This window comes from Nocardia sp. NBC_00508, from assembly GCF_036346875.1.
Taxonomy (GTDB): Bacteria; Actinomycetota; Actinomycetes; order Mycobacteriales; family Mycobacteriaceae; genus Nocardia.
Window position 1 is genome coordinate 6,101,671 of record NZ_CP107852.1, and the last position, 24,343, is coordinate 6,126,013.

General features: G+C 68.6%; 23 protein-coding genes. 20 read left to right on the top strand and 3 right to left on the bottom strand.

Annotated features, from left to right (window positions below; genetic code table 11):
- Positions 1 to 114: 114 nt before the first annotated feature.
- The 5 genes from secD to OHA40_RS27455 all read left to right on the top strand — a co-directional run bounded on the left by secD (position 115) and on the right by OHA40_RS27455 (position 7,221).
- Positions 115 to 1,806, top strand: a complete 1,692-nt coding sequence (gene secD / locus OHA40_RS27435; protein ID WP_330229731.1) for a protein translocase subunit SecD — start codon at positions 115 to 117, stop codon at positions 1,804 to 1,806.
- A 7-nt stretch (positions 1,807 to 1,813) separates the two neighbouring features.
- A complete protein-coding gene (gene secF / locus OHA40_RS27440; RefSeq protein WP_330229732.1) occupies positions 1,814 to 3,049 on the top strand; it encodes a protein translocase subunit SecF in 1,236 nt (411 codons plus the stop codon).
- A 22-nt stretch (positions 3,050 to 3,071) separates the two neighbouring features.
- Positions 3,072 to 4,793, top strand: a complete 1,722-nt coding sequence (locus OHA40_RS27445; RefSeq protein ID WP_330229733.1) for an ABC transporter substrate-binding protein — start codon at positions 3,072 to 3,074, stop codon at positions 4,791 to 4,793.
- 37 nt (positions 4,794 to 4,830) lie between these two features.
- Positions 4,831 to 5,403, top strand: a complete 573-nt coding sequence (locus OHA40_RS27450; protein WP_330229734.1) for an adenine phosphoribosyltransferase — start codon at positions 4,831 to 4,833, stop codon at positions 5,401 to 5,403.
- A 228-nt stretch (positions 5,404 to 5,631) separates the two neighbouring features.
- Positions 5,632 to 7,221 (top strand): ABC-F family ATP-binding cassette domain-containing protein, encoded by a 1,590-nt coding sequence (locus tag OHA40_RS27455; RefSeq protein WP_330229735.1) that lies wholly within the window; start codon positions 5,632 to 5,634, stop codon positions 7,219 to 7,221.
- Positions 7,222 to 7,258: 37 nt separating this feature from the next.
- Here the strand turns inward: OHA40_RS27455 and OHA40_RS27460 are convergent, their stop codons facing one another.
- Together OHA40_RS27460 and OHA40_RS27465 are read right to left on the bottom strand one after the other, a co-directional pair.
- The gene (locus OHA40_RS27460) at positions 7,259 to 7,528 is read right to left on the bottom strand and encodes a hypothetical protein (RefSeq protein WP_330229736.1); all 270 of its coding nucleotides are present in this window, start codon (positions 7,526 to 7,528) and stop codon (positions 7,259 to 7,261) included.
- The gene (locus OHA40_RS27465) at positions 7,525 to 7,938 is read right to left on the bottom strand and encodes a nuclear transport factor 2 family protein (RefSeq protein WP_330229737.1); all 414 of its coding nucleotides are present in this window, start codon (positions 7,936 to 7,938) and stop codon (positions 7,525 to 7,527) included. The genes OHA40_RS27460 and OHA40_RS27465 overlap by 4 nt, the downstream gene beginning before the upstream one ends.
- A gap of 78 nt (positions 7,939 to 8,016) precedes the next feature.
- Between OHA40_RS27465 and OHA40_RS27470 the strand changes: the two genes are divergently transcribed.
- Both OHA40_RS27470 and OHA40_RS27475 read left to right on the top strand, forming a co-directional pair.
- Positions 8,017 to 8,526, top strand: a complete 510-nt coding sequence (locus OHA40_RS27470; protein ID WP_330229738.1) for a winged helix-turn-helix transcriptional regulator — start codon at positions 8,017 to 8,019, stop codon at positions 8,524 to 8,526.
- 106 nt (positions 8,527 to 8,632) lie between these two features.
- The gene (locus tag OHA40_RS27475; protein WP_330229739.1) at positions 8,633 to 9,259 is read left to right on the top strand and encodes an NUDIX hydrolase; all 627 of its coding nucleotides are present in this window, start codon (positions 8,633 to 8,635) and stop codon (positions 9,257 to 9,259) included.
- A gap of 135 nt (positions 9,260 to 9,394) precedes the next feature.
- On the opposite strand, the gene OHA40_RS27480 is transcribed toward OHA40_RS27475, so the two are convergent.
- Positions 9,395 to 9,727 carry a YnfA family protein gene (locus OHA40_RS27480; RefSeq protein ID WP_330229740.1) on the bottom strand — a complete coding sequence of 111 codons (333 nt, stop codon included), beginning with the start codon at positions 9,725 to 9,727 and terminating at the stop codon, positions 9,395 to 9,397.
- A 291-nt stretch (positions 9,728 to 10,018) separates the two neighbouring features.
- Between OHA40_RS27480 and OHA40_RS27485 the strand changes: the two genes are divergently transcribed.
- The 13 genes from OHA40_RS27485 (at position 10,019) to OHA40_RS27545 (ending at position 24,338) form a co-directional block, all read left to right on the top strand.
- The gene (locus tag OHA40_RS27485; RefSeq protein WP_330229741.1) at positions 10,019 to 10,996 is read left to right on the top strand and encodes an alkaline phosphatase family protein; all 978 of its coding nucleotides are present in this window, start codon (positions 10,019 to 10,021) and stop codon (positions 10,994 to 10,996) included.
- A gap of 518 nt (positions 10,997 to 11,514) precedes the next feature.
- Complete coding sequence (locus OHA40_RS27490; protein WP_330229742.1) at positions 11,515 to 13,926, top strand: RelA/SpoT family protein; 2,412 nt, start codon at positions 11,515 to 11,517, stop codon at positions 13,924 to 13,926.
- A gap of 426 nt (positions 13,927 to 14,352) precedes the next feature.
- Entirely contained in the window at positions 14,353 to 15,834 is a 1,482-nt protein-coding gene (locus OHA40_RS27495) for a cutinase family protein (protein ID WP_330229743.1), read from the top strand.
- 57 nt (positions 15,835 to 15,891) lie between these two features.
- The gene (locus OHA40_RS27500) at positions 15,892 to 16,854 is read left to right on the top strand and encodes a hypothetical protein (protein WP_330229744.1); all 963 of its coding nucleotides are present in this window, start codon (positions 15,892 to 15,894) and stop codon (positions 16,852 to 16,854) included.
- Between the two features lie 16 nt (positions 16,855 to 16,870).
- On the top strand, positions 16,871 to 17,746 hold the full coding sequence (locus OHA40_RS27505) for a MinD/ParA family ATP-binding protein (RefSeq protein ID WP_330229745.1): 876 nt from the start codon (positions 16,871 to 16,873) through the stop codon (positions 17,744 to 17,746).
- The gene (locus OHA40_RS27510) at positions 17,743 to 18,405 is read left to right on the top strand and encodes a hypothetical protein (protein ID WP_330229746.1); all 663 of its coding nucleotides are present in this window, start codon (positions 17,743 to 17,745) and stop codon (positions 18,403 to 18,405) included. The genes OHA40_RS27505 and OHA40_RS27510 overlap by 4 nt, the downstream gene beginning before the upstream one ends.
- Positions 18,406 to 18,456: 51 nt before the next feature.
- Positions 18,457 to 18,753 carry a hypothetical protein gene (locus OHA40_RS27515; RefSeq protein WP_330229747.1) on the top strand — a complete coding sequence of 99 codons (297 nt, stop codon included), beginning with the start codon at positions 18,457 to 18,459 and terminating at the stop codon, positions 18,751 to 18,753.
- Positions 18,754 to 18,761: 8 nt separating this feature from the next.
- Positions 18,762 to 19,037: a hypothetical protein gene (locus tag OHA40_RS27520; RefSeq protein ID WP_330229748.1), complete on the top strand. Its 276-nt coding sequence runs from the start codon at positions 18,762 to 18,764 to the stop codon at positions 19,035 to 19,037.
- Positions 19,038 to 19,083: 46 nt separating this feature from the next.
- Positions 19,084 to 19,725, top strand: a complete 642-nt coding sequence (locus tag OHA40_RS27525) for a hypothetical protein (RefSeq protein ID WP_330229749.1) — start codon at positions 19,084 to 19,086, stop codon at positions 19,723 to 19,725.
- A complete protein-coding gene (locus OHA40_RS27530; protein ID WP_330229750.1) occupies positions 19,722 to 20,534 on the top strand; it encodes a hypothetical protein in 813 nt (270 codons plus the stop codon). The genes OHA40_RS27525 and OHA40_RS27530 overlap by 4 nt, the downstream gene beginning before the upstream one ends.
- Positions 20,531 to 21,379, top strand: a complete 849-nt coding sequence (locus OHA40_RS27535) for a hypothetical protein (protein WP_330229751.1) — start codon at positions 20,531 to 20,533, stop codon at positions 21,377 to 21,379. The genes OHA40_RS27530 and OHA40_RS27535 overlap by 4 nt, the downstream gene beginning before the upstream one ends.
- Positions 21,373 to 22,851, top strand: coding sequence for a hypothetical protein (locus OHA40_RS27540; RefSeq protein ID WP_330229752.1), 1,479 nt, complete (start codon positions 21,373 to 21,375; stop codon positions 22,849 to 22,851). Before OHA40_RS27535 ends, OHA40_RS27540 begins: the two co-directional genes overlap by 7 nt.
- The gene (locus tag OHA40_RS27545) at positions 22,848 to 24,338 is read left to right on the top strand and encodes an SCO6880 family protein (RefSeq protein ID WP_330229753.1); all 1,491 of its coding nucleotides are present in this window, start codon (positions 22,848 to 22,850) and stop codon (positions 24,336 to 24,338) included. The genes OHA40_RS27540 and OHA40_RS27545 overlap by 4 nt, the downstream gene beginning before the upstream one ends.
- Positions 24,339 to 24,343 lie beyond the last annotated feature (5 nt).

The window sequence follows — 24,343 nt, forward strand, 5'->3', positions numbered from 1 at the left end:
CCGGTCGTGTCCCATTCGCCGGATGTCGCCGCGGCTTGCCATCCGCGCACCCGGCGTCACTGGGGCGTGCCCGCTTGTTCCATCCTCGACTTCCTGCCTAGGAGATGACGTACTGTGCCACCTTCCCAGGGATCGGCGCACCCGCTCCGGCTGCTCGGCGTCTATGCCGCGCTGCTGGCCGTGGTCTATGCGCTGGTGTTCTTCACCGGTGACAAGTCCCCGACACCCAAGCTCGGCATAGACCTGCAGGGTGGTACCCGGGTCACGCTGTCCGCGCGCACGCCGGACGGCAGCAAGCCGAGCGAGGACAGCCTGAAGAAGGCGCAGGACATCATCGAGAACCGAGTCAACGGGCTCGGCGTCTCCGGGTCCGAGGTCGTCATCGACGGCGACAACATCGTGATCACCGTCCCCGGCGACGACGGGCAGCAGGCGCGTGCGCTGGCGACGACGGCCAAGCTCTACATCCGGCCGGTGCTGCAGGCCGTACCCGCGGCGGGACGCGGTGCGACACCGCAGACGGCGCCCGGCACGCAGCCCGCACCCGCAGCGCAACCCACCCCGCCGGAGGCGCCGGAGGCCACCCCTGGAAGCCAAGCTCCGGTCGGCGGCCAAGCTCCGGTCTCTCCGCAACAACGCGTGTTCCCGGCACAGGCGCCGACCCAGCCGCCGGCCGATCCGAGCCTGACGCCCACCGAAGCGGCCACCAAGGAGATCCAGGCGGCCAAAGCCCTGCGGCAGAGCACCGATCCGTCCGTGCAGCAGGCCGCGATGGCCGCGCTGGACTGCACGAAGGCCGATCCGCTCGCGGGCAACGACGACCCGGCCCTTCCGCTGGTGACCTGCTCGACCGACGGCACCGAGGTCTTCCTGCTGGACAAGAGCCGCATCGACGGCCAGGAGATCAAGGACGCCACCTCGGGTCTGAACCAGCAGCAGGCCAGGCACGAGGTCTACCTGGACTTCAAGTCCGGCGGCAGCGACGCGTGGGCCGCCCTCACCGGCGAATTCGTCTACAAGCGGGTCGCTTTCGTGCTCGACTCCAAGGTGGTCAGCGCGCCGGTCGTGCAACAGGGACCACAGCAGGGCGGTCGCACCCAGATCTCGGGCAACTTCACCGCGACGACGGCCAAGGAGCTCGCCAACACGCTTAAGTACGGTTCGCTGCCGCTGTCGTTCCAGACCTCCGAGGCCGAGACGGTGTCCGCGACACTCGGTCTGTCCTCGCTGAAGGCAGGCCTGCTCGCCGGTGCGATCGGCCTGGCGGTGGTGTTGCTCTACTGCCTCGCCTACTACCGCATGCTGGGGTTGGTCACCGGCTTGTCCCTGGTGGCCTCCGGCCTCGCCGTCTACGGCATCATGGTGCTGCTCGGGCGCTGGATCGGCTTCACCCTCGACCTCGCGGGCATCGCCGGTCTGATCATCGGTATCGGCATGACCGCCGACTCGTTCGTGGTGTTCTTCGAACGCATCAAGGACGAGATGCGCGAGGGCCGCAGTTTCCGTTCCGCCGCCCCGCGCGGCTGGCAGCGCGCGCGCCGGACCATCCTGTCCGGCAACGCGGTCAGCTTCCTCGCCGCCGCCGTGCTCTACATCCTGGCTGTGGGACAGGTGAAGGGCTTCGCGTTCACCCTCGGCCTCACCACCATCCTCGACGTGGTCGTGGTGTTCCTGATGACCTCGCCGCTGGTGCTGCTCGCCTCGCGGACGGCGTTCTGGTCCAAACCGTCGGTGAACGGCCTCGGCGCGATCCAGCAGATCGCCCGCGAGCGGAAGGCGGCCGAAACCGCCCTCGGGAAGGCGTGAGGACGCGATGACCAACAGTCACACCACCCGTTCGCTCGACAACGCGAACGCGGCCGAGATCACCGACGTGTTCGCCGCGGTCACCGAGCCGCAGCCACCGAAGCACGGCTTCTTCAACCGCCTCTACACCGGAACCGGCGCCGTCGACGTGATCGGTAAGCGGCGGATGTGGTATCTCATCACCGCCGTCATCGTGCTGATCTCGTTGGGCAGCATGATCTTCCGCGGCTTCAACTTCGGCATCGACTTCGAGGGCGGTTCGCGCATCCAGTTCCCGGCGGGGAGCGCGACCACCAGCCAGGTCGAGGACATCTACCGCGGCTCCATCGGCACCGACCCGGTCTCGGTGCAGACCGTCGGCACCGGCGGCTCGGCCACGATGCTGATCCGTTCCGAGGCGCTGGACCAGCGGCAGGTGGAGGCGCTGAACAACGCGCTGTTCGCCGAGTTCCAGCCGAAGGACGCCAGCGGCAAGCCGAGCCTGGCCGCGATCAGCACCTCCGACGTCAGCGAGACCTGGGGCAGCCAGATCACCCGCAAGGCGCTCATCGCGCTGGCGGTGTTCCTCGTGCTCGTCGCGGTCTACATCGCGGTCCGCTTCGAGACGCACATGGCCATCGCCGCGCTCGCCGCGCTGGTCTTCGACGTCGCGGTCACCGCGGGCGTGTACTCGCTGGTCGGATTCGAGGTCACCCCGGCGACGGTGATCGGCATCCTGACCATCCTCGGCTTCTCGCTCTACGACTCGGTGGTCGTGTTCGACAAGGTCGAGGAGAACACGCGCGGCATTCTGCACCTGACCCGGCGGACCTACGGCGAGCAGGCCAATCTCGCGGTGAACCAGACGCTGATGCGCTCGATCAACACCGCGCTGATCGGTATTCTGCCGATCGTCGGGTTGATGGTGATCGCGGTCTGGATGCTGGGCGTCGGTACCCTCAAGGACCTGGCGCTGGTGCAGCTGGTCGGCCTGCTGGTCGGCACGTACTCCTCGATCTTCTTCGGCACACCGCTGCTGGTGTCGATCAAGGAGCGCTGGGGACCCGTTGCGGCCCACACGAAGAAGGTCTTGGCCAAGCGCGCCGGGGCGGCCGGCACCCGCGCGGGCGTTGCGGCCGAGCGCAGGGCGAGCGTGGCGGCGGGCCGGAACTTCGACGAGACGCCACGCAGACAGCGTCCGGCCGGGCAGGCGCCGCGGCCGGGTGCCCGACCGAGCGGAAAACGGCACAAGAGGCGGCACTGACCACCACGAGGCAGGGGGTTTCATGCGACAGCCAGGCACGACGGTACGACTGATCGGAGCACTCGCCGCGGGCACCTTGGCAGCCGGGCTGGTGGTGGGCTGCTCCAGCAAGAACCAGGTGCCGTCTATCGGCTACGCGACCGACGCCACCATCGCCAGCTACAACGGCGGCAGCACGCTCGGTGCGAGTTCCGGATCCACCGCGGTATTCGCCCGGGTGCTCACCGGGTTCTTCTACACCGGTCCGGACGGCCAGCAGGTCGCCGACACCGACCTGGGTACCGCCAAGGAGGTGCCCGGCGAATCGCAGACCATCCAGTACCGCCTGAACCCCGACGGGGTGTACTCCGACGGCGTACCGACCTCGTGTGACGACTTGGTGCTCGCTTGGGCCGCCCGCAGCGGGCGGTTCACCAAACCCGGTGACCGAGGGGCGGTTCCGCTCTTCGACGCCGCGAGTACCGCCGGTTACGACGCCATCGAGCGGGTCGAGTGCCAGCCCGGCTCGCGGGATGCCACGGTGGTCTTCCGGCCCGGCAGGCATTACTTGCCGTGGCGGAGTCTGTTCACCGCGGGCGAGTTGATGCCCGCGCACGTCGCGGCCCGCGTGGCGAACGTGCCCAACGTGGTGTCGGCCTTCCAAGGCGGTGATCCGAACGCCGTCGGTAGGCTCGCGGAGTTCTGGAACTCCGGCTGGACCATCCCGGCCGACGGTCAGCTGGATCTGTCCCGGTTCCCGTCGTCGGGGCCCTACCGCATCGAATCCTTCAGCAAGGAGGAGGGTTTGGTGCTGGTCGCCAACGAGCGCTGGTGGGGCAACAAGCCGGCCACCGGACGTATCGTTGTGTGGCCCAAGACCTTCGACCTGAAGCAGAAGATCGGAGACAACGCCGTCGGTGTGGTCGATATTGCCACCGGTTCGGTGAAAGACCTGAATCTGAACGGCTTTTCGGTACACACCGTGCCGGGACGTGGCGCCGAGCAGTTGGCGCTGTCGACCGGGGGAGTGTTCGCCTCGGTTCAGGCCCGGCGTGCGTTCGCGCTGTGCCTGCCGCGGCAGACCCTGTTCGACAAACTCGGCAAGGTCCCGGACGCGCCGAAGTCCGGCCTCGGCTCCGGCCCGTTGAACGCGCATATCGTTCAACAGGATTCGCTGCTGTATCCGGCGGTCATCGGTGCGGCGGACAGGTACTCCGGCGGCGACGTGGCGAACGCGACCAAGGCGGTCACCGCATCCGGCGCGCCGAACCCGACCGTCCGCATCGGCTATCTGGGTCCCGACGACCGCCGCGCACAGACCGTCACGATGATCGCCGACGCCTGCAAGCCGGCGGGTATCACCGTGGTGGACGCCGGTGCGCCCGATTTCACCCCGGCGCGGCTCACCGAGGGCACAGTCGACGCGGTTCTGGGCAGCACCGCCTCGGCGCCCGGCCCCGCCGGCTCGAGCGAGGGAGTGGCCGCGACCAGCGCCTTGCGCACCGGTAACGGGCTCAATGCCGGGCGGTTCGGCAACGGCCGTTACGATGCGATCACCGAGCAGCTTGCGGCCGACGGCAACTCGGCCACACAGCTGAATCTGTTCACCGAGGCCGAGAACCTGCTGTGGGCCGAGCTGCCGAGCATCCCGTTGTTCGCCACCCCGCGCACGATCGCCTTCGGCAAGGGGCTGCGCAATGGAATAGCCGCCCCCACCCAGGCCGGGTCGGGCTGGAATATGGACCGGTGGGTGCTCGAGCGGTGACAGATGGTGTGGGTGATGTGATCATGGAGAGGTGTCGATGAGCAAGCACGCGGCGATCGAATCCGAGGACGTAGTCGCCGAACGGACCATCAAAGCCGCTGAGGTGGTCGATCGTTTGACCCGTTGGCACGACGACTTCCCCACGCCCGGTGTGCGTTTCGCGGATTTGACGCCGGTGTTCGCCGACGCCGAGGGCTTCCGTACTGTGATTGATTGCCTGGCCGCGTGCGCACCTGACGCCGATCTCGTGGCGGGTGTCGACGCCCGCGGCTTCCTGCTCGGGGCCGGTGTGGCCGCAAGCCTCGGCACCGGGGTGCTCGCCGTCCGCAAAGCGGGCAAGTTGCCGCCACCGGTGATCAGCCGGGAATTCAGCCTCGAGTACGGTACCGCCGCGTTGGAGATTCCCGCGGACGGCGTCGAGCTCCGGGGCCGCCGCATTCTACTGCTCGACGACGTCCTAGCCACCGGCGGCACCCTCGCCGCCGCTGCCGAACTGTTCAAGCAGGCCGGCGCCGAGGTGGTCGCCGCGGCGGTGGTGCTGGAGCTCACCTTCCTCGGCGGGCGGGAGAAGCAGGGTGACTACGCACTGACTTCCGTCGTGCAGGTCTGAGAGCCGCTCGCGGCTACGCCGAACATCCGTGCGGGAAGGTCGATGCCGGCCCACACGGAAGCCAGAAGGATGTGATCCGAATATCACTGGCGCATCCGCGGGCACTGTGTTTACTCTAGGTACGTCTTATCCCCGTTGATCGGAGTCATGCCGTTGCTCATCTGAGGTAGCCACTCGGGCGGCCCGCGTTCGCGCGCCGTGTACCCGTCGCAACCTCTGGGAGTTGGCATGACCAATCTGTCTTTTTCCGATCTCACGTTCTCCTGGCCGGACGGCACTCCCGTCTTCGAAGGGCTCGACGCCGTCCTCGGCCCCGGTCACATCGGCCTGGTCGGCGGAAACGGTGCGGGCAAGTCCACGCTGCTGCGGTTGATCGCCGGTCAGCTGAGGCCCGCGCGTGGGTCCATCACGGTTGCGGGACATCTCGGGTACCTGCAGCAGGACATCGGCCTCGCCGAGGGGCAACGAGTGGACACCGTGCTCGGCATCGCTGATATTCGAAAAGCGTTGCACCGCATCGAATCCGGTGTCGGCATCGAATCCGACTTCGACATCATCGGCAATCATTGGGATGTCGAGGAACGGGCGCTGGCACTGCTGGCCGGGCTCGGACTGCACTATGTCGCGGATTCGGTCGAACAACTCGATCGCACGCTGGACACACTCTCCGGCGGCGAGACCGTCCTGCTCGGATTGGTCGCCGAGCTGCTCGCCGAGCCCGATGTGCTGCTGCTGGACGAACCCACGAACAACCTGGACCGGGTCGCCCGTGCACGGCTCTACGACGTGGTCGGGCAGTTCTCCGGCACGGTGCTCACCGTCAGCCACGACCGTGAGCTACTGGAGCGGATGTCGGCGATCGCGGAGCTGCGTACCGGCGAACTGCGGCTGTTCGGCGGAAATTTCAGCGAGTACGAGCGCATTATCGCCGCCGAGCAGGAAGCCGCTCGTGCGGCGATCCGGGACGCGCGCAGCGATGTGCGCAAACAGGCACGCGAGCTCGTCGAAGCGCGAATCAAACTGGATCGCAGACAGCGCTACGGGCAGAAGATGTGGGACCAGAAGCGGGAGCCGAAAATCGTGATGGCCGAACGCAAACGGCAGGCGCAGGTGTCGGCGGGCAAGCTGCGCAACAACCACATCGAGAAGCTCGACACCGCCAGGGAGCAGCTCGAGCAGGCCAGGGAGTTGTTGCGCGACGATCGGGAGATCCGGGTGGACCTGCCCGGTACGCGGCTGTATCTCGGCCAGGAGGTGATCGTGCTGGACCATGTGGAGCTGTCCTGCGGGCCGACCGTGTCGTTGCGCGTGTCCGGTCCGGAGCGGATCGCGCTGACCGGCCGCAATGGTGTCGGCAAGACGACCCTGCTGCGGCGTATAGCGCAGCAGGGTCCGAAAGTGCCATGGCGCATGTTGCCGCAGCGGCTCGACGTGTTCGACCAGCAGCGGTCGGTGTTCGAGAACGTCGCGTCGACGGCGCCGCACGCGTCCGCGGAGCGGATCCGGGCCCAGCTGGCCCGCTTCCTGTTCCGCGGCACGGACGCCGACGTCGCGGCGGGGGCGCTGTCCGGCGGCGAACGGCTGCGCGCCGCGCTGGCCATGCTGCTGCTGGCCGACCCGGCGCCGAAGCTGCTGCTGCTGGACGAGCCGACCAACAACCTCGACCTGCCCAGTCTGGAGCACCTCACCCAGGCGCTGGCGGGCTTCGAGGGCGCGCTGATCGTGGTGAGCCACGACCCGCGCTTCCTCGACGACATCGGGGTGGCTCGGCGGCTGGAGCTCACCGCGGACGGTCTGGTCGAGACGCTCGTCACCTAGGGCGTCACGCACGAAATCCTTGTCCGCACAGGAGGATTCAGCCCAGTAGCGCGGAAAGCCGTTTCGACGTCACCGTGCGGTCGCCGACCGGGACGATCTCGACGATCTCGTCCCGGTCGGGGCGCACACCGAGCCTGCCTCGGTGTCCGGCGTAGGGCGGCACGAAGAACCGGGTGAGTTCGGCATCGACCAGTTCGGCTGCGCGCCTTCGGGCGCCGGACACCGAGGTGGTCGCGCCCGGCTCGGCGTGGCCGTTCTCGCGACAGCCGGCCCGGATGCGGAGCAGGCGATCGACGGCGGCGTTCACGCGGCCCGGGACGCCCGCCGCAGGATTCCGGGGTGCTTGAACAAGCCTGGGGCCAGGCGTACCGCGAGGTAGGTGAGCGTGAGCCACGGCCGCAGGTGGGGTTGCAACGTGCGGATGCGGCCCTCGTCGTCGAGGCCGAGCACCAGCGCCTCGGTCAACCGGAACGGTCCGATCGCGGCGTCGGCCAGCAGGACCCGGCGTGCGCCGTCGCCGATCTGCTCGGTCCAGCGCAACCCGGTGAGACTGCCGTAGGCTGCCGAGAGCAGCACCCGCAGGTCGTCTCTCCCGCGGAACACCAACCGGCCCGACAGTGGCGAGACCAGCTCGGCATCGGGCGCCAATGCGTGCATCAGCGCGTCGATGTCGCCGGTCTCGGTTGCCGTGCGGAACCTGGCAATCGCGTCGGACATGTGCGTCACCCCTTCGTTGTCGACTGGTCCGAACCTAGTCCAAGTGACTTGCAAAAAGCAACGGACTATCCTGATCGAGTGCCCAAGGCTGCTTTCTCCGACATCGTCTGTTCCATCGCGCGCACGGTCGACGCGATCGGCGAGCGCTGGACGCCGCTGATCCTGCGTGACCTGTTCGTCGGGCTGACCCGCTTCGAGGACATCCGCCGCGATCTCGGCATCGCCTCCAACGTGCTCGCCGCCCGCCTGGATGCCCTCCAGGAGCACGGGATCGTGGAAAGGCGTGCGTACCAATCGAATCCGGTCCGTTACGAGTACCTGCTCACCGAACGTGGACGCGATCTGTATCCGGTGCTCACAATGCTGATCACCTGGGGTGACAAATGGCTCGCGGGGGCCGGAGGACCGCCTGCCGTCGTGGTCCATCGTGACTGCGGCCGGCCGACCCGTGGTGTGGTGGTGTGCCAGGAGTGCGGAAAGCCGCTGACCGCCGACAATGTGCGGTGGCTGCCCGGTCCCGGCGGGCAGCAGGGACCCGGGACCATGCTCATCGGCGATCGGCTCGAAGGCGAGGGCGCCTCCTCCTGAACGACACCCGCGAGCGGAATGCGTTGCCGCGCTGCCCGCGGACATCTGGCGGACGAATCGCGGGTGGTCCGCGATCGGTGCGGGTGGTCGGGCAGGATGGGTCGGCGTGGAGCAATCCGTTGTTTCGGTGGATGTGGTAGCGGTGCGGTTCTGTGACGAGGACGGCGGCGTGCGGATCGGGATCGCGCCTCGTGCGAGGGAGCCGTACGCGGGGGAGTTGGCGTTGCCCGGTGTGCTGCTCGGACGTGGGGAACGGCTGGCGGACGCGGCGCGGCGGGCGGTGCACGCGAAGCTGGGTGTCCCAGAGGCCGCCATCGACGCGGTCGGGCAGTTGGTCACCTTCGACGAGCCGAACCGCGACCCGCGTGGGCCGACACTATCGATCGCGATGTGGGCGGTGGTGGGTCTCCATGAGGGACCGGCGCGGTGGGCAGGGTTCGACGAGGTGCCCGAATTGGCGTTCGACCACAATCGCATCGTCGAGGTGGCTCGCCGTCTGCTGACGGGCTTGCTGTGGAAGGACCTGCCGTTCACCCGGGCCCTGCTCGGCGAGGAATTCCCCGCGACGAGGGCGGTGGAGGCCGCCACCGCGCTGTCCGGCGCGCGGCCCGACCCGGCCAACCTGAACCGCACCCTGGCGGCGATCCCGGGCCTGGCCCGCACCACTGAACGGCGTCGCGTCAAAGCGACCGGCCGACCGGCCGCCGTCTGGGCATTCGGCGCGGAGGAGTGACGGCGGGCCGCCACCGCCGCCCGTCGCGTTGGTGCGATGTGCTGCCACGCCTTCGGCCGGGGCGTCTGAAGCTGACCGGCGCGCGGCCGCGGTTCGGGGCCCTCGTCGGCCGATCCGGCGTGGCAGGCGATTCGGTCAGTGGCGTGGGGCGTACATGATGACGGCGACGCCGGCGAGGCAGATGGCCGCGCCGAGGTAGTCCCAGCGGTCCGGGTCGAACTTGTCCACGAGTACGCCCCAGGCCAGCGAGCCCGCTACGAACACACCCCCGTAGGCGGCGAGGACGCGTCCGAAGTTCGGGTCCGGTTGGAAGGTGGCCACGAAACCGTAGGCGCCGAGGGCGAGCACACCCGCGGCGATCCAGACGATGCCGCGCTGCTCGCGCCAGCCCTGCCACACCAACCAGGCGCCACCGATCTCGGCCAGCGCGGCGAGCGCGAACAAGAGCAGCGAACGGGTGACTGTCATGGCGGGTACGGTACCTACCACCGGGCGCTGGCTGGGGCGAGCCGGGGACGGCCCGGTAGACGGCGTGAGTCCGGCCGAGCACCCGTTCCTTCGACGTGTCACGAGCCGGTCGCCGGAATCCGGCGTTCACTCCGACGACATCCGCGATGAGCTCGGCATACAGCTTCCCGCGATGGCTCGTTAAGGGGCTGTTCAGGGAGGCGACGGGTGGTTGCGTCGCCGATGAAACGTCCATGAACACTGCCGCGGCGGGCTATCCCGCGCCGCGCTCGGACCCGCATGGTTCGCGGTATGAGCCGAACGCAGCTGCTGGCGAAAGCCGTTGCCGTCCTGGCGGCTACGGTCCTTCCGGCGTCTGTCGTCGCCGGGGTCGCCCGGGCGGACCCGCCGGTGGCCAAGGCCGTCGTGATCGGCATCGACGGGCTGATGTACCGCAAGATCGAGCAGGCGCAGGCACCGAATCTGCTGCGGCTCGCCGGCGCGGGCCTGCTGAGCCGCTCCTCGATCGTTCCGCATATCACGATCTCGGGTCCGTCGTGGGCGACCGTGCTGACCGGGGTCTGGGACCGCAAGCACGGCATCACGAACAACCAGTTCACCGCCGCGCCGTTCGCGCGGTATCCGACGGTCTTCACCCAGCTCGAACGCGCCCGCCCGGGGCTGAAGACCCAGTCGATCGCGACCTGGGATCAGATCGCCACCATGGCGGGCAGCGGCAGCCCGCGCGCCGACGTGGTCGTCTCCACCGCGCCCGCACCGCACGACCCGGACGAGTCCCGCACCGACGCCGCCACCGCCGCCGCCGTGGTCACCGCTATCGGCAAGTTCGCACCCGACCTGATCTTCACGCACCTGGACCAGGTGGACCGCGCCGGTCACGAGTCCGGCGGCGCGTCGCGCGCCTATCTCGACGCCGTGACGCGGGTAGATATCCTGGTCGGCCGCATCGTCGCCGCCGTCGATGCCCGCGCCGCCGCCCACCCGGCCGAGCGGTGGACCATCATCGTCACGGCCGATCACGGTCACCTGCCGAAAGGCGGGCACGGCGGCCAATCCCCGGATGAGACAACCAATTTCGTCATCGCCCGCGGCCTCGATTTCCGCTCCGGCACCACCAGCACCCGAGCTACGCTGGTCGACATCACCCCGACAGTGCTCGACATCTTCGACGTCGCCGCGTCCCCCGATCTCGACGGCCGCTCCCTCCGCCCCGGCTCCGCGCCGATCCGGCCACCGTCCACCGAACCGGAGCCCGCCGCGGTTCGCTGAGCGATCACCGGCCGCACTGCCTCGACATGTCCGGTGACGTTGCCGCGCGCCGGCGGGTGGGTGCGCCCCGCCCCGGGCATTCGGAGGCATGCGGTCAGGACCTTCGGCGGACGGCTCGTACTCGGTAGGTGCGCGGTTACCTGACCTGGCCGGCGACAAATCCCGGCACGAACTGCGGGGCCAGCGACTCTCGACACCACGAACGTGACCCGGCGGCTGCTCGAAGACGCGGCGTCACTGCGGAGAAAAGTCCCGTTCGAGCTGGTGGAGCGGCCGTTGAACAGCCGCTTTTCCGGTACACACGCCGGTTGGCCGGCCCGGGCGTGTCCGTTGGGTGACGGTTACGCGAGCCGCCTGACCTGCTCCGGGACCGTGTCCGTCGCTGGTTCCGGCGACCGCGGCGCGCATCCCTGGTCAGCTGAGCGGGACGTGCCCGCTTCGGCCGGACTAAAGTGGTGATCCGGGAGGTTGCACCGGTCGGATAGGGTGTTCCGATCGAGTCGCGGAGAGGTGGTGGCATGGCTCAGCATCTGGGCGAGGCGAAGGTCGAGCAATCGACGTCGGGCCCGCAGTCGAACGGTGCCGCGGCCGCCTCCGACGCCACGCAGGCCGCGCAGCAGCCGACCGCGGCGAACACCTCGCCCGCCCGTCAGCCCGGTACCTCCGCCGCCGTCCCGACCTCGGCTTCGCGCCGGGTGCGTGCGCGTCTGGCCCGCCGCATGACCGGTCAGCGCGGCATAGCGGCGGTCAAGCCGGTGCTGGAACCGCTGGCCACCGTGCACCGCGAGCTCTACCCGAAGGCGAACCTCACGCTGCTGCAGCGCGCGTTCGACGTGGCCGACGACCGGCACAAGCATCAGTTCCGCAAATCCGGCGACCCGTACATCACCCATCCGCTCGCCGTGGCCAACATTCTGGCCGAGCTCGGCATGGACACCACCACGCTGGTGGCCGCGCTGCTGCACGACACCGTGGAGGACACCGGTTACAGCCTGGAGCAGCTCACCCAGGATTTCGGCTCCGAGGTGGCACACCTGGTCGACGGCGTCACCAAACTGGACAAGGTCAACTTAGGGGCGGCCGCCGAGGCGGAGACCATCCGGAAGATGATCATCGCGATGGCCCGCGACCCGCGCGTGCTGGTGATCAAGGTGGCCGACCGGCTGCACAACATGCGCACCATGCGTTTCCTGCCGCCGGAGAAGCAGGCCAAGAAGGCCAAGGAGACTCTGGAAGTCATTGCGCCGCTTGCCCATCGCCTCGGCATGGCGACGGTCAAGTGGGAGCTGGAGGACCTCGCCTTCGCGATCCTGCATCCGAAGAAGTACGACGAGATCGTCCGTCTGGTCGCCGACCGCGCGCCGTCGCGCGACACCTACCTGGCGAAGGTGCGGGCCGAGATCGTCAACACGCTGGCCGCCTCCCGGATCAACGCGATCGTCGAGGGCCGTCCGAAGCACTACTGGTCGATCTACCAGAAGATGATCGTCAAGGGTAAGGACTTCGACGACATCCACGACCTGGTCGGTATCCGCATCCTCTGCGACGAGGTGCGTGATTGCTACGCGGCCGTCGGCGTCGTGCACTCGCTGTGGCAGCCGATGGCGGGCCGGTTCAAGGACTACATCGCCCAGCCCCGCTACGGCGTCTACCAGTCGCTGCACACCACCGTGGTCGGGCCGGACGGCAAACCGCTGGAGGTGCAGATTCGCACCCAGGACATGCACCGCACCGCGGAGTTCGGCATCGCCGCGCACTGGCGCTACAAGGAGACCCGCGGCAAACACTCCAACGACACCGCCGAGGTCGACGACATGGCGTGGATGCGCCAGCTGCTGGACTGGCAGCGTGAGGCCGCCGACCCGGCCGAGTTCCTGGAGTCGCTGCGCTTCGACCTGAAGTCGCCGGAGATCTTCGTCTTCACGCCGAAGGGTGACGTCATCACCCTGCCGCAGAAGTCGACACCGGTCGACTTCGCCTACGCCGTGCACACCGAGGTCGGGCACCGCTGCATCGGTGCCCGGGTGAACGGGCGCCTGGTCGCGCTGGAACGCCAGCTGGAGAACGGCGAGGTCGTCGAGGTGTTCACCTCCAAGGCGCAGAACGCGGGACCCAGTCGCGACTGGCAGAACTTCGTGGTGTCGCCACGGGCCAAGGCGAAGATTCGCCAGTGGTTCGCCAAGGAGCGGCGCGAAGAGGCCCTGGAAAGCGGCAAGGAGCAGATCTCCAAGGAGGTCCGCCGCGTCGGGCTGCCGCTGCAGCGGTTGATGAGCGTGGACGCGATGACCGCGGTCGCCCATGAGCTGCACTACTCCGACATCTCCACGCTCTACACCGCGGTCGGCGAGCACCAGGTCTCCGCGCACCACGTGGTGCAGCGGCTGATGGCTCAGCTCGGCGGCATCGGCGACGTGGAGAACGAGCTGGCCGAGCGCTCCACGCCGTCCACGACGCCGAGCAGGCAGCGCGTCACCGGCGACGCGGGCGTGCTGATTCCCGGCGCGGCCGGCACGGTCGCCAAGCTGGCCAAATGCTGCACCCCGGTGCCCGGTGACGAGATCATGGGCTTCGTGACCCGTGGCGGTGCGGTCAGCGTGCACCGCACCGACTGCACCAACGCCGGTTCGCTGCGTGATCAGGCCGAACGGATCATCGAGGTGTCCTGGGCGCCGTCGCCGTCCTCGGTGTTCCTGGTCGCGATCCAGATCGAGGCGCTGGATCGCACCCGCCTGCTGTCCGACGTGACGAAGGTACTGGCCGACGAGAAGGTGAACATCCTGTCCGCGTCGGTGGCCACGCACGGCGACCGGGTGGCGATCAGCAAGTTCACCTTCGAGATGGGCGACCCGAAACACCTGGGGCACTTGCTGAATGTGGTGCGCAATGTCGAGGGTGTCTACGACGTCTACCGGGTGACGTCCGCGGCCTGACCGGTCCGCGTGCCCTTCCGATAGTTGCTGTCAACTAGCTATTGTCCCAAGCGGTTTCGGCACGGCGGTGCTCGCGTTTCCCTCGGGGTTGCCCTCCACTGCGAGCTTTCGGAAACTTGCCGGGTTGTTTCCCGGGACGCGCCACTGCGTGTCGCGTGCCGATCGGCGTTTCGCGGAAGATTTCCGCCGATGCGGCAGTAATAGCCGGAATCTGTTACGGTCTATTGCGTTTCATGGCGCTGAGGGTAGTTGCGGCAAACGACTTGATTGCGGATCGCTATGACTGGACACACGGCACGACTCTCGGGAATGCTGGTCGCATTCGCCGTGGCTGTGGCGACCGCCGGAGCCGCCGCGGCGCAGCCGCCGAATCCCGCTGGCCCCTCGACAAATCTCCCCATCGCTACGTGTCCTGCCTTGTACGCCTTGGGGATTCAGGGCACCGGTGAGTCCTCGCCGGACGCGGCGCCCACCACCGACACCGGCATGCTCTCGACGGTCTTTCGTCCGATGATGGCCAAGGCCCCCGACACCGGCTTGGTCGACCGCGCCTACGTGCCATACGAATCCGGCTTCGGCGGTGCGACAGCCGGTGGCGCGGTGCCGTACTCGGAATCGGTGGCAGGCGGTCTCGACCGTTTGCGGAGCATGGCCGCGACCGTCGCCGACACCTGCCCGAACACCCGGTTCGCGGTGGTCGGCTACTCGCAGGGCGCGCACGTCGCGTCGGTCTTCGCCCAGGAGGTCGGCCGGGGCGAGGGCGTGTTGCCGGCCGAGAAGGTCGCTGCGGTGGCGTTGTTCGGCGACCCGACCCGCAACCCCGGCGCACCGCTGTTCCCCGGCGCACCTGGCAAGGCGGCGCCGGATGCCGCGCCGGGAACCTCGGCCGATCGGCTCGCATCTCTCGCGGCGCTTCCGCAGGCGCCGGCCAGCGGCGGCGGCATCGGACCGGAACGGGACCAAGCCGCCAACTTCGGCGCACTCACCGGTCGCGTGGCGAGTTTCTGCGCGGCAGGCGATCTCGCCTGCGACGCCCCGGGCGGTGCGCCCATCCTGAAGGCGGTCGCCAACCTGGTCGGCCAATCCACGTTGAGCGGCGGCGATCCGATCGCTTCACTGGTGTCGATCGCGCAGGCGCTGGCGTTCACCTCGATCAAGACCGCGACCGATGTGGTCAGCAAGGACGTGCAGGGCAATTCGCTCGCGACCCTGTCGATCTCGCCGAAGAAGTCGATCTCCCAGCGCCTCGCCGATGCCTCGGATCCGCGCGCTCCTCTGGATCTGCCCGGCGCGCTGCAGGCAATGCTGAAGATCGGCATGATCGGGCTGAACGCTGTGGTCACGGTGGTCAGGACGATCATCAATCCGGCGGCCATCTCCGAACTGGCCACCGCGGGCCTGTCCAATCCGCCCGCCGCGCTGCTGTCGCTCGGTGCGAAGCTGCTCGGCGCCATCCCGCAACTGGTTCCGCCGACGACCGGTGTCCGGTTGGTCACGCAGGCGTTCGACGCGGTGGTGCAGAACGTCACCGACAACAGCGAGCTGCTGAACACGACCACGTGGGTGCGCTACTGGGACACCATCCAGCGGCACACCGCCTACAACAGTGCGACCGTCTCGGCGAACGGTACCGCACCGACCCACTTCGTCGCCGACTGGTTCGCGGCCGTCGCCCGCGACGTCGCCGACGCTTTCGGCGGGAATGCCACGCCGCGGGCGGCGCTGGAGAAGCAGCCGCCCGGATTCTTCGGCGACAGCTCCGGCGCGTCGCCCACGCCGAGTTCGTCCGGTACGGGACAATTTCCGTTCGGGACAGGAGCCGATGGCGCCTCATCCGGCGGCGTGACATCGATTCCGCCCACCGACCGACCCGGCACGCCCAACACCTACCCGTTCTCCACGAACTGATCGCCGAGAGGGTCCGACGATGCGATACTGCGCGCCCTGCTCTGCGGGAATGGGGGAATGTTGAAGTCGTACAAACAGCTTTCCCGCTGGTACGGCGCATTGGAGCCGGAGACCGGTGCCCCGGAGGCAGATGGCGGAGCAGAGGCGAGCGCCATCACCCCTCCGGAAGACGACGGACCCGCGCGCTCCCGGCACTACATTCGCGACGACAACGACGACAACGACGAGCCCCGGCAGCGCAGACCCGAAGACGTCCCGGCGGACCTGCCCGCGCAGCGCAGCGAATTCACCGGCGGCTGGTCGGATTGGGTGGCGAGCGGTCGGGCGCCCGGCCCCGACGACGACTACGTCGCACCGCGGCAGGCGGAGGTCGCACAGTTCCCGTGGGCCGGTGACGAGTCCGACGACCGGGTCGAGCGACCGCGTCCACGCGTCTCGCGAGCCCTGCGCCAAGCCGCCCGCGAGCACCCCGCCACGCGCAGGGCCCGCATGCTGATCATCGTGATCGCGGCGGTGCTGGTGCTGGCCGTGGCCGCCGTGTGCGTGCTGATGCTGGTGCGTTCGGCGGCCGATCCTGCCGCCGCGCCACGAGACTCGCGGGGGCCCGCGTCCGTGCAGCTCACCGTCGGCAGTGCCCAGGCGGCCGGTGCGGGCGCTTGCCCGACCGAACGCAGTGACGCGATCGTGCGCGGTGCGGAGGCGGGCGGGACGACCTCCGGGCCGGACGCCGTGCTGTTGTTCCAGTACGCGTACTACGTCGAACGGTCCGGGGAGCGAGCCAGGGCGGCGGTCGCGCCGGATGCCGCTGTCCAGCCCGCCTGGGTCATCCAACGGGGTATCGATACGGTCCCGGCGGGTACCACACATTGCGTGCGGATCGTGACGATCGGAGACCACCGGTACTCCGTCGAGGTCACCGAATACCGGCCCGGCGGTGTGCCCGCCACGTACAACAGACAGATGGTCACCACCGCGGTGATCGACGGCCGCACCATGATCACAGGTATCGCGGCCGGATAAAAGGAGAGCAGAGGCGATGGGAGAGGACTGGAGCCGCTGGCTCGACGAGACGCCCGGGGAGGGCGAATCGTCGAGCCAGCCGGTGCGCTCCAAGGCTCCGGTGGTGCGGTTGCGGCGCGGCAACGATGCGGGGGCCGAGGATCATCCGGCGCAGCGACCGATTCTGGTGGTCGGCGGGTGCGGCGGCGCGGGTACCACGACGACGGCGTTGGGTTTGGCGGGTGAGCTCGGCACGGGCGGGACGCCGACGGTCGCGGTGGACGCGACCTCGGCGGGTAGCGATCTCGCACTGCGCGGTGCGGACGAGCATCTGCACCCGATCAGCTTGCAGTCCTGGTTGTACGGGCGTGGGGCCGACGAGCCCGCGCCGTTGAAGGAATGCCTGTCGCGTGCGACGTCGGGCATCGGGCTGCTGTGGCGTGATGCCGCGCCGCTGCGCAGACGTGCGACTTACCTCACGGTCGCCCGCGCGGTGCGCGACGCGGGATACACCGCCGTCTACGACGGAGGACATCCGATTGCCGCCAGGCAACTGCTTCCCTTGCTCGATGACGCGGATGTGGCTCTGGTACTGACGATTCCGGCCCGCAACGACGCAGCCAACCGGTTGCGGGTCGCGCTGGAATGGCTCGACGACCAGTTCGGCGACACCACCGAGGGGCATGACGGCGGCATCGTCGGTGACACCACCATCGTCGTCTCGCATCAGTACCCAGACGGGGATTCCCGGGTAGCGGATCATTTGCGAGAGCATCTCTCCGGGTGGGTCCGCGAAATCAGGGAGATTCCGTACGATCCCCACCTCGCCCGTGGTGAACTCGTGCGGCACACCTCCCTGGCCGCCGAGACGCGCCGGGCATATGGGCGCCTGCTCGCCGGGGTGGCATCATGACCGCCGCCATGATTTTTCCCCGTCAGCCCGATCCCGCGCCCGCCGGTGTGATCGCACCGCCGGAGGCCCGCCGCGCCGCCATCTGGGACCGGCCGGTGCCCGGCGTCGGCCGGGCACCGCTGGTCTGGCTGCTGGGTGTGCACGGCGGTGCGGGAGCCAGTACCCTCGCGCATGTGCTTGCGCCCGCGGCGGATTCGGGCCGCCGCTGGCCCGGCGTCTTCGACCGCGAAAGCCCTTTCGTCGTCCTCGTCGCCAGGGAGACCATCGCCGGTCTGTCCCGTGCACACGACCTTCTGCGCCAACATCTTTCGGGCTTCGCAGGGCTGTCCGAGGTGCTCGGCCTGATCACCGTCGCCGCGCGCCCCGGCAGGATGGCGCCCGAGATCCGCCGCTACCGGGACGTGGTCGGCTCACTGGCCGGGCAGGTGTGGCAGGTGCCGTGGTATGAGGAATGGACGCTGGTCGAACCGGAGCAGCTTCCGGTGTGGTCGCCCGGCGATCCGCTGCCACCGAAGAAACGCAAGCTCGATCTGCTGGAGGAAGTCCCGCTCGATGTCCGGGAGCTCGGGGCCGACATCGTCGCGGCCGCTCGGACGGCACTGGAGGAGGCCACCTTCGACCGCCAGGTTCCCGATCTCAGGAAGCCGTCCGATCAGTGAACGTACGCATCGAATCGGCGACAACACACCACTATTCGAGAAAGGCACCCGATGAGCATGATCCTCCTCGCCGTGCAGGACACGTACGGCACCGTACTCGCGCAAGTCGGTAATCCGACGCCCGAGGCGCCTCCTGGCTCGGAGAAGATCCTGCAGCTGGTGCGGTACCTCACCTGGTTCGTCCTGTTGTCCGGGATCTGCGGCATCACCTACGCGGGCGGCAGGTTCGCGTGGGAGAAGTGGACCGGTGGTGGTCTCGAGTCGCCGAAGATGGTGGCGGGAGCGATGATCGGCGGCGTGGTCGCCACCAGCGCGGGCACCATCATGAACGCCGTCATCGGCACCTGATGGTCGCGATGAGTGCCGTGCAGATCCCGGCCGCCCAGGTACTGGCGTACAAGAGGATGCCCGCCGAGGTCCTCGCACCGCTGATGCAGCTGCTGAACTGGCTACTGTGGTTCGTACTGCTGGTATGCCTGGCCTGGATGATCGTGTCGGCGGGAAAGCTGTGGTTGACCTTCCGCAGTGATCTGGCCATGAACGACGCCTCGCACGGCGTGCTGATGAGCCTGCTGGGTGCTGTGGTGGCGAGCACGGCGTCGGGGATCGCCCTGGCGTTCCTGCCCGCGTGAGCCGCCGGAGCGGGATGGGGACGACGCGGGAATGATTTCCACGGTAATGCGGCCGACAGACTCCGCGGTACGGCGGTGCGAGCTCCGCCTGCCTGCGGCCGGATTCGTCGGTGCCGCGCTGCTGGTGGCGGCGGTCGGATGCGGGGGTGGTGACGACACGGCGGGACCGGACCTGACCGCGGTCCCGACCAACGTTCGCTGGCAGCCGTTCCAAGGCGTGCCGCTGCCGGTCACCGACCAGGGGCCGAAGTCGACAGCTGACGGCGCGGCAACCGGTTTCGAGCATTCGCCGCGCGGCGCGGGCGTCGCCGCATTGACGCACTCCGTGCGGTTGGCGGTGGCCGCAGACACCCAGTGGGCGAAAGTGGCGGCGCAGGAACTGGTTCCGGGCCCCGCCAAGGACGAGTGGGTGACCAATCGGGTGCAGCTGTCGATCACCGGCCCGGCGAGCGCCGAGTTCGCGCCCCGGCTGCTCGGCTACAAGATCACCGGCTACACCGGACAGAGCTCCACCGTCGATGTGTACACCGAGTATTCCGATCGCTCCAAGGCGGTGCACCACACTGCCGTCGAGTGGTTCGGCGACGACTGGAGATTACGACTGCCCGACCCGGGCTCAGCCGTACGACCCATTGACTCGATCGACGCATTACCCACTGACATCGTGAGATTGGAGGCACCGACGTGAGCGACAAAGAGTCGTACGCGCGCGACCGTGTCTCCTTCGGTGTCGTCGCCTCTGCCGCCGTGCTCGCACTCATCGTGGTGGTCGGCATCTTCGTCTTCGTCGGCCGCGACGATCAAGGCGTCGGCGGCGGTCCCGCCGTCACGGAAGGTTCCGGCGGCACCGGGTTCGCCGGACCGGAAGTGGACATCCTGGGCAGGCGCGTCGACATTCCGAACAACGCCGCCGGACAACCGCTTTCGCAGGATCCGTCGCGGCAGCACAAGCCGACCGACCCGGACTGGCTGACCGCGGCGCCGGAGGGCACCACCGAGCCGCACGGTTGGCAGCGGGTGTACGGCGCTTCGGTGCCCTTCTCCACGTCCGACGGGCCCACGCGCATCGAGGACGACTTGGCCGTCGGGTACTCGCACACCCCGCAGGGGGCGGTGCTGGCGGCGGCCCAGATCACCTACCGGCTCAACGCCCGCCCCGCCGATCGCGACCTGTACGTGCGGCAGGTCCGGGTGTCCGCTCAGCAGATCGCCGCCTACGACAAGGCGCTGGCCGACGACCGCCTGCCGGAGCAGCAGCCGGAGAAGGTGACCCGCTACTTCGTCGCCTCCGACGCGTTCAAGGTCGACGATTACGCCGACGATCTCGCCATCGTCCGCTTGGCCACCAGGGGGCCGGTGGTGGACGGCAAACAGTTGTGGGCCGCGACTCGCTTGGTCATGGTGTGGGACGCGGGTGATTGGCGCTTGAAGCCTTCGACGTCCAACAACGCGCAGACGGAGTATCTCGAGTCGCTGGGGGGGTGGACGAAGTGGTGACCACGCGAGGATCCGGTCGTCCGCGGCTGGCGTTGCTCGGCGCGGGCGCGGTGCTCAGCGTCGCGCTCGCCGCGGTGGTCACAGTTGTCGCCACGCGGGACAACGCATCCGGTGAGGAGCAGGTCTCCAGGACCGGCACCGCGTCGGCCAGTGCAGTGGGAGGACCGTCTGCGGTCCCCGCCGCCGCGGTATTCGGCAATCCCGAGACCGACATGTTCGGCCGACGCGTCGATGTCCCGGTCGGCGCGGCAGGTACCGCTCTGCCACAGAATCCGAACCAGCGGCAGCAACCGGGAACGCCGGGATGGACCGCCGCCGCGCCGGCGCCATCGAACGGCGAAGGGGTGTGGCAGCGGATATTCGGCGGTCCGGTCGTGCGCTTCTCGACCTCCGACGGACCGTCCCGGATCGACGGTTCCGCCGCGGTGGGATTCGCGCACACGCCGCAAGGCGCCGCACTGGCCGCCGAACAGATCTACTGGCGGACCAACGCCAATCCCAAGGATCGTGGTCTGCTGGTCGGTCTGGTCGACGTGACGCCGCAGTATCTGGCCGACTACGACCGGCTGGTCGCCGAGGGCAAGGTGTCCGACCGTCTGCCCGACAAACTCCGGCCCTTGTTGTTCGCGTCGGATGCCTTCCGAATCGAAAGCTATGCAGATGATTTCGCGAAAGTGCAGTTTGCGAGAAAGGCTCGAGAAACAGTTGATGGCCAACCAACATGGGTGGGCATGCGCCTGGCGGTCATGTGGCGAGACGGAGATTGGAAGCTCACCACGGTGACCGGCGACGAACGAGTGCAGATCGAGTCCCTGCGGAGCATCGAGGGGTGGACACAATGGTGAGGCGGATAGTCACAATATTCGCGGTCATCTTCACGGTGATGATCGCGACGCCGACCGTGGCCTACGGCCAGACCTACGGTTTCGACGAGACGTGCAACGAAATCCACGACACGCTCGACAATGTGGGACTGCCCGGCATCTCCCTCGGTGACGCGGCCTCCGCCGCGTGCAAGGCGGGAAATGCCGCCTCGCATCCCGGTCAGGCGGCGACGGCGGTCAAAGACAAGGCCTGGGACTCGACCTTCGGCAAGGTGGTCGACTCACTGATGAACGGCCTCGGCCAGGCCATCATCCTGGCGTTGACCTTTTGGATGAAGGTGCCCAACGAGGCGGTCAGCGATTCGGGCTCGCTGTTCACGAAGATCAACGACTACACCTATCAGGCGCAGATCCTGCTGCTGATCGCGTCGGTGATCATTTCCGGCGCGCGACTGGCCGAGGCCAGACGCGGAGCCGTGATGAACGAGGCGGCCGAGTCGTTCCGGATGTTCACCCGGGTGGTGTTCAGCTCGTGGATGCTGGGCGCGGTGATCGTGGCCGGCACTCAGGCCTCGGATCGCTTCGCGGAGTGGATCATCAACGACTCGACCAACGGAAATGCCAAGGATCTCGCCGAGCTGATGGTGAAAACCAGCAAGCTGCAAGCCTTTTCCCCAGGCCTCGTGCTGATCATCGCGATCGTGGGCCTGCTCGGCGCGCTGGCGCAGATCGTGCTCGCCATCGTCCGTCAGGGCCTGCTGGTGATCGCGGCCGGAGTGCTGCCGCTGGCGGCGGCGGCATCCGGCATGAACATGGGCAAGCAGTCCTATCAGAAGCTGATCGGCTGGATCATCGCCTTCATGCTGTGGAAGCCGGTGGCGGCGATCGTCTACATGATCGCCTTCACCACGGCGGGCCACGTCGACTCGCTCACCCCGACCGGCGGCCTGCCCGACGGTGAACAGGCCCAGCGCATGCTGGTCGCGATCGTGCTGCTGTGCAGCGTCGCGTTCGTGTTGCCCGCGCTGATGCGGCTGGTCACCCCGGCCGTCGCGATCGTCGGTAGCGGTGGTTCCGGCCTCACCGCGACCGGCGGCACCCTGCTCGCGGTGGCGGGCCTGGGAGCCATGGGTACCAAGGCCGTTGGCGTCAAGGGCGCCGCGGCGCCGGGTAACGCGGGTTACGTGAGCGGCAGCGGGACCGGGCCGCGGCCGGGCGGTCCTGGCGGGCCGCGTGGCGGCGGCGTGCCGCGGCCCACCACGCCCCGCGGTGGCGGTGGCGGTGGCGGTCAGGGCGGCGCGGCACCGCGCGCCTCCGGACCTGCGGGCGCGGCCGGAGTAGCGTCCGGATCGGCCAGGACGGCAGGCCGGATCGGCGCGGCGCGCGCCGCGAGCGGCGGGCTGAACCGGGCCGAGCAAGCCATGGGTGACGTCGCGGGCGACCGCTGGACGAACCGTTCACCCGACCTCGGGAGGAGCACCATTCCGCGATGACAGTCACCGACACCTACGAGCGGCGCTCGTACGGGCTCTGGCAGAAGCCGCGCAGCGCGGGTCTTTTCGGCCTGCGCTGGGAAGAGACCGTGCTCGGCTTCGCGGTCGTGATCACGGCGCTGATCACCGCGATGGTCGGCGGCTTCCAGTGGGGTCTGATCGTCGGCGGCACGGGCGTCGTCGTGATGGTCCCCCTGGTGTGGCGGACCGGAGGTCGTTCGGGTTATGAGACGGGATTGATGATGTTCAACTGGATGCGCTCGCGCAGTCGCGGCGAGCATGTGTACCGCGGTGGCCGCTTCTCCCGGATCCCCGGCGGCGTCACCCGATTGCCGGGACTGCTGGCGCCCTCCAAGCTCTACGAGGGCATCGACGCGGGCGGCTACAGCTTCGGCATGATCCACCTGCCGCAATTCGCGCAGTACACGGTGGTGCTGCGGGCCTGGCCGCAAGGCCATGAGGCGGTGGACCAACCCGTGATCGACCGATGGGTGTCGGCGTGGGGCACCTTCCTGGCCTCGGTCGGCCAGACCAGCGACATCGTCGCCGTCGTTCCGGTCATCGACACCGTGCCGGAGACCGGAAACCGTTTGCTCACCGAGGTTTCCACGATCACCAGGCCGGAGGCGCCGGAACTGGCCCAGCAGGTGATGTACGAGCTGGCCACCGAACTGCCGCAGGAGCGGGTGCAGCTGCTGCCGCGCGTGGCGATCACGTTCAAGGCCACCACCGCCGAGCGCCGCAAGAACCCGGCGGAGGAGGCCGTCGAGATCGGCCGCCGCCTTCCCGGCATCTGCGCCGCGCTGGCCGAGGCCGGTGTGCGCGCGCAACCGATGTCGGCCGACGAGGTGATCGCGTTCATCCGGCGCAGCTACGACCCTGCCTCGCAGGCCGATCTGGAAGTCGCCGCGGGCGAACCCGAAGGGCACGGCCTGGATTGGGCGGACGCGGGTCCGGTGTCCCATGACGAGAAGTGGGATCACCTGGTGCACGACGGTGGCCGGTCGGTCACCTGGGAGATGGACGCGGCGCCGGAGGGCGCGGTCGACGAGCGGGTGCTGCAGCGGTTGCTCGCGCCGAATCCCGAAGTCCCGCGGAAACGTATCGCGATCGTGTACCGTCCGCACTCAGCCGCCGACGCCGCCGAAATCGTCGACGACGATTTCAAGAACGCGCTGGTGGCCCAACAGAGCGAACGCGGGGTCGTGTCCGCGGCGGCGACGCTGCGAGTGGGCGCGACCCAGCAGGCCCGCGAGGAGCAGGCCAGGGGTCACGGTGTGACCCGCTTCGGGGCGCTGGTGACCATCACCGAGCCACTGCGCGGTGACCTGCCGCGCATCGAAGCCATCACGCGCGACCTGTCGACCCAGGCGCGCTTGAAGATTCGGCGGTGTTACCGCTACCAGGCGGCGGCCTTCGCGGCTTCGCTCGGTTGCGGGGTGATCCTGCCGGAGCATGCGACTATTCCGAAGGCACTGGCGGGGTGAGCGAT

Coding starts and splice junctions, on each gene's coding strand:
- secF (WP_330229732.1), top strand. CDS start 1,814: ATGACCAACAGTCACACCACCCGTTCGCTCGACAACGCGAACGCGGCC.
- OHA40_RS27445 (WP_330229733.1), top strand. CDS start 3,072: ATGCGACAGCCAGGCACGACGGTACGACTGATCGGAGCACTCGCCGCG.
- OHA40_RS27450 (WP_330229734.1), top strand. CDS start 4,831: ATGAGCAAGCACGCGGCGATCGAATCCGAGGACGTAGTCGCCGAACGG.
- OHA40_RS27455 (WP_330229735.1), top strand. CDS start 5,632: ATGACCAATCTGTCTTTTTCCGATCTCACGTTCTCCTGGCCGGACGGC.
- OHA40_RS27465 (WP_330229737.1), bottom strand. CDS start 7,938: ATGTCCGACGCGATTGCCAGGTTCCGCACGGCAACCGAGACCGGCGAC.
- OHA40_RS27480 (WP_330229740.1), bottom strand. CDS start 9,727: ATGACAGTCACCCGTTCGCTGCTCTTGTTCGCGCTCGCCGCGCTGGCC.
- OHA40_RS27485 (WP_330229741.1), top strand. CDS start 10,019: ATGAGCCGAACGCAGCTGCTGGCGAAAGCCGTTGCCGTCCTGGCGGCT.
- OHA40_RS27490 (WP_330229742.1), top strand. CDS start 11,515: ATGGCTCAGCATCTGGGCGAGGCGAAGGTCGAGCAATCGACGTCGGGC.
- OHA40_RS27500 (WP_330229744.1), top strand. CDS start 15,892: ATGTTGAAGTCGTACAAACAGCTTTCCCGCTGGTACGGCGCATTGGAG.
- OHA40_RS27505 (WP_330229745.1), top strand. CDS start 16,871: ATGGGAGAGGACTGGAGCCGCTGGCTCGACGAGACGCCCGGGGAGGGC.
- OHA40_RS27510 (WP_330229746.1), top strand. CDS start 17,743: ATGACCGCCGCCATGATTTTTCCCCGTCAGCCCGATCCCGCGCCCGCC.
- OHA40_RS27515 (WP_330229747.1), top strand. CDS start 18,457: ATGAGCATGATCCTCCTCGCCGTGCAGGACACGTACGGCACCGTACTC.
- OHA40_RS27520 (WP_330229748.1), top strand. CDS start 18,762: ATGAGTGCCGTGCAGATCCCGGCCGCCCAGGTACTGGCGTACAAGAGG.
- OHA40_RS27525 (WP_330229749.1), top strand. CDS start 19,084: ATGCGGCCGACAGACTCCGCGGTACGGCGGTGCGAGCTCCGCCTGCCT.
- OHA40_RS27540 (WP_330229752.1), top strand. CDS start 21,373: ATGGTGAGGCGGATAGTCACAATATTCGCGGTCATCTTCACGGTGATG.
- OHA40_RS27545 (WP_330229753.1), top strand. CDS start 22,848: ATGACAGTCACCGACACCTACGAGCGGCGCTCGTACGGGCTCTGGCAG.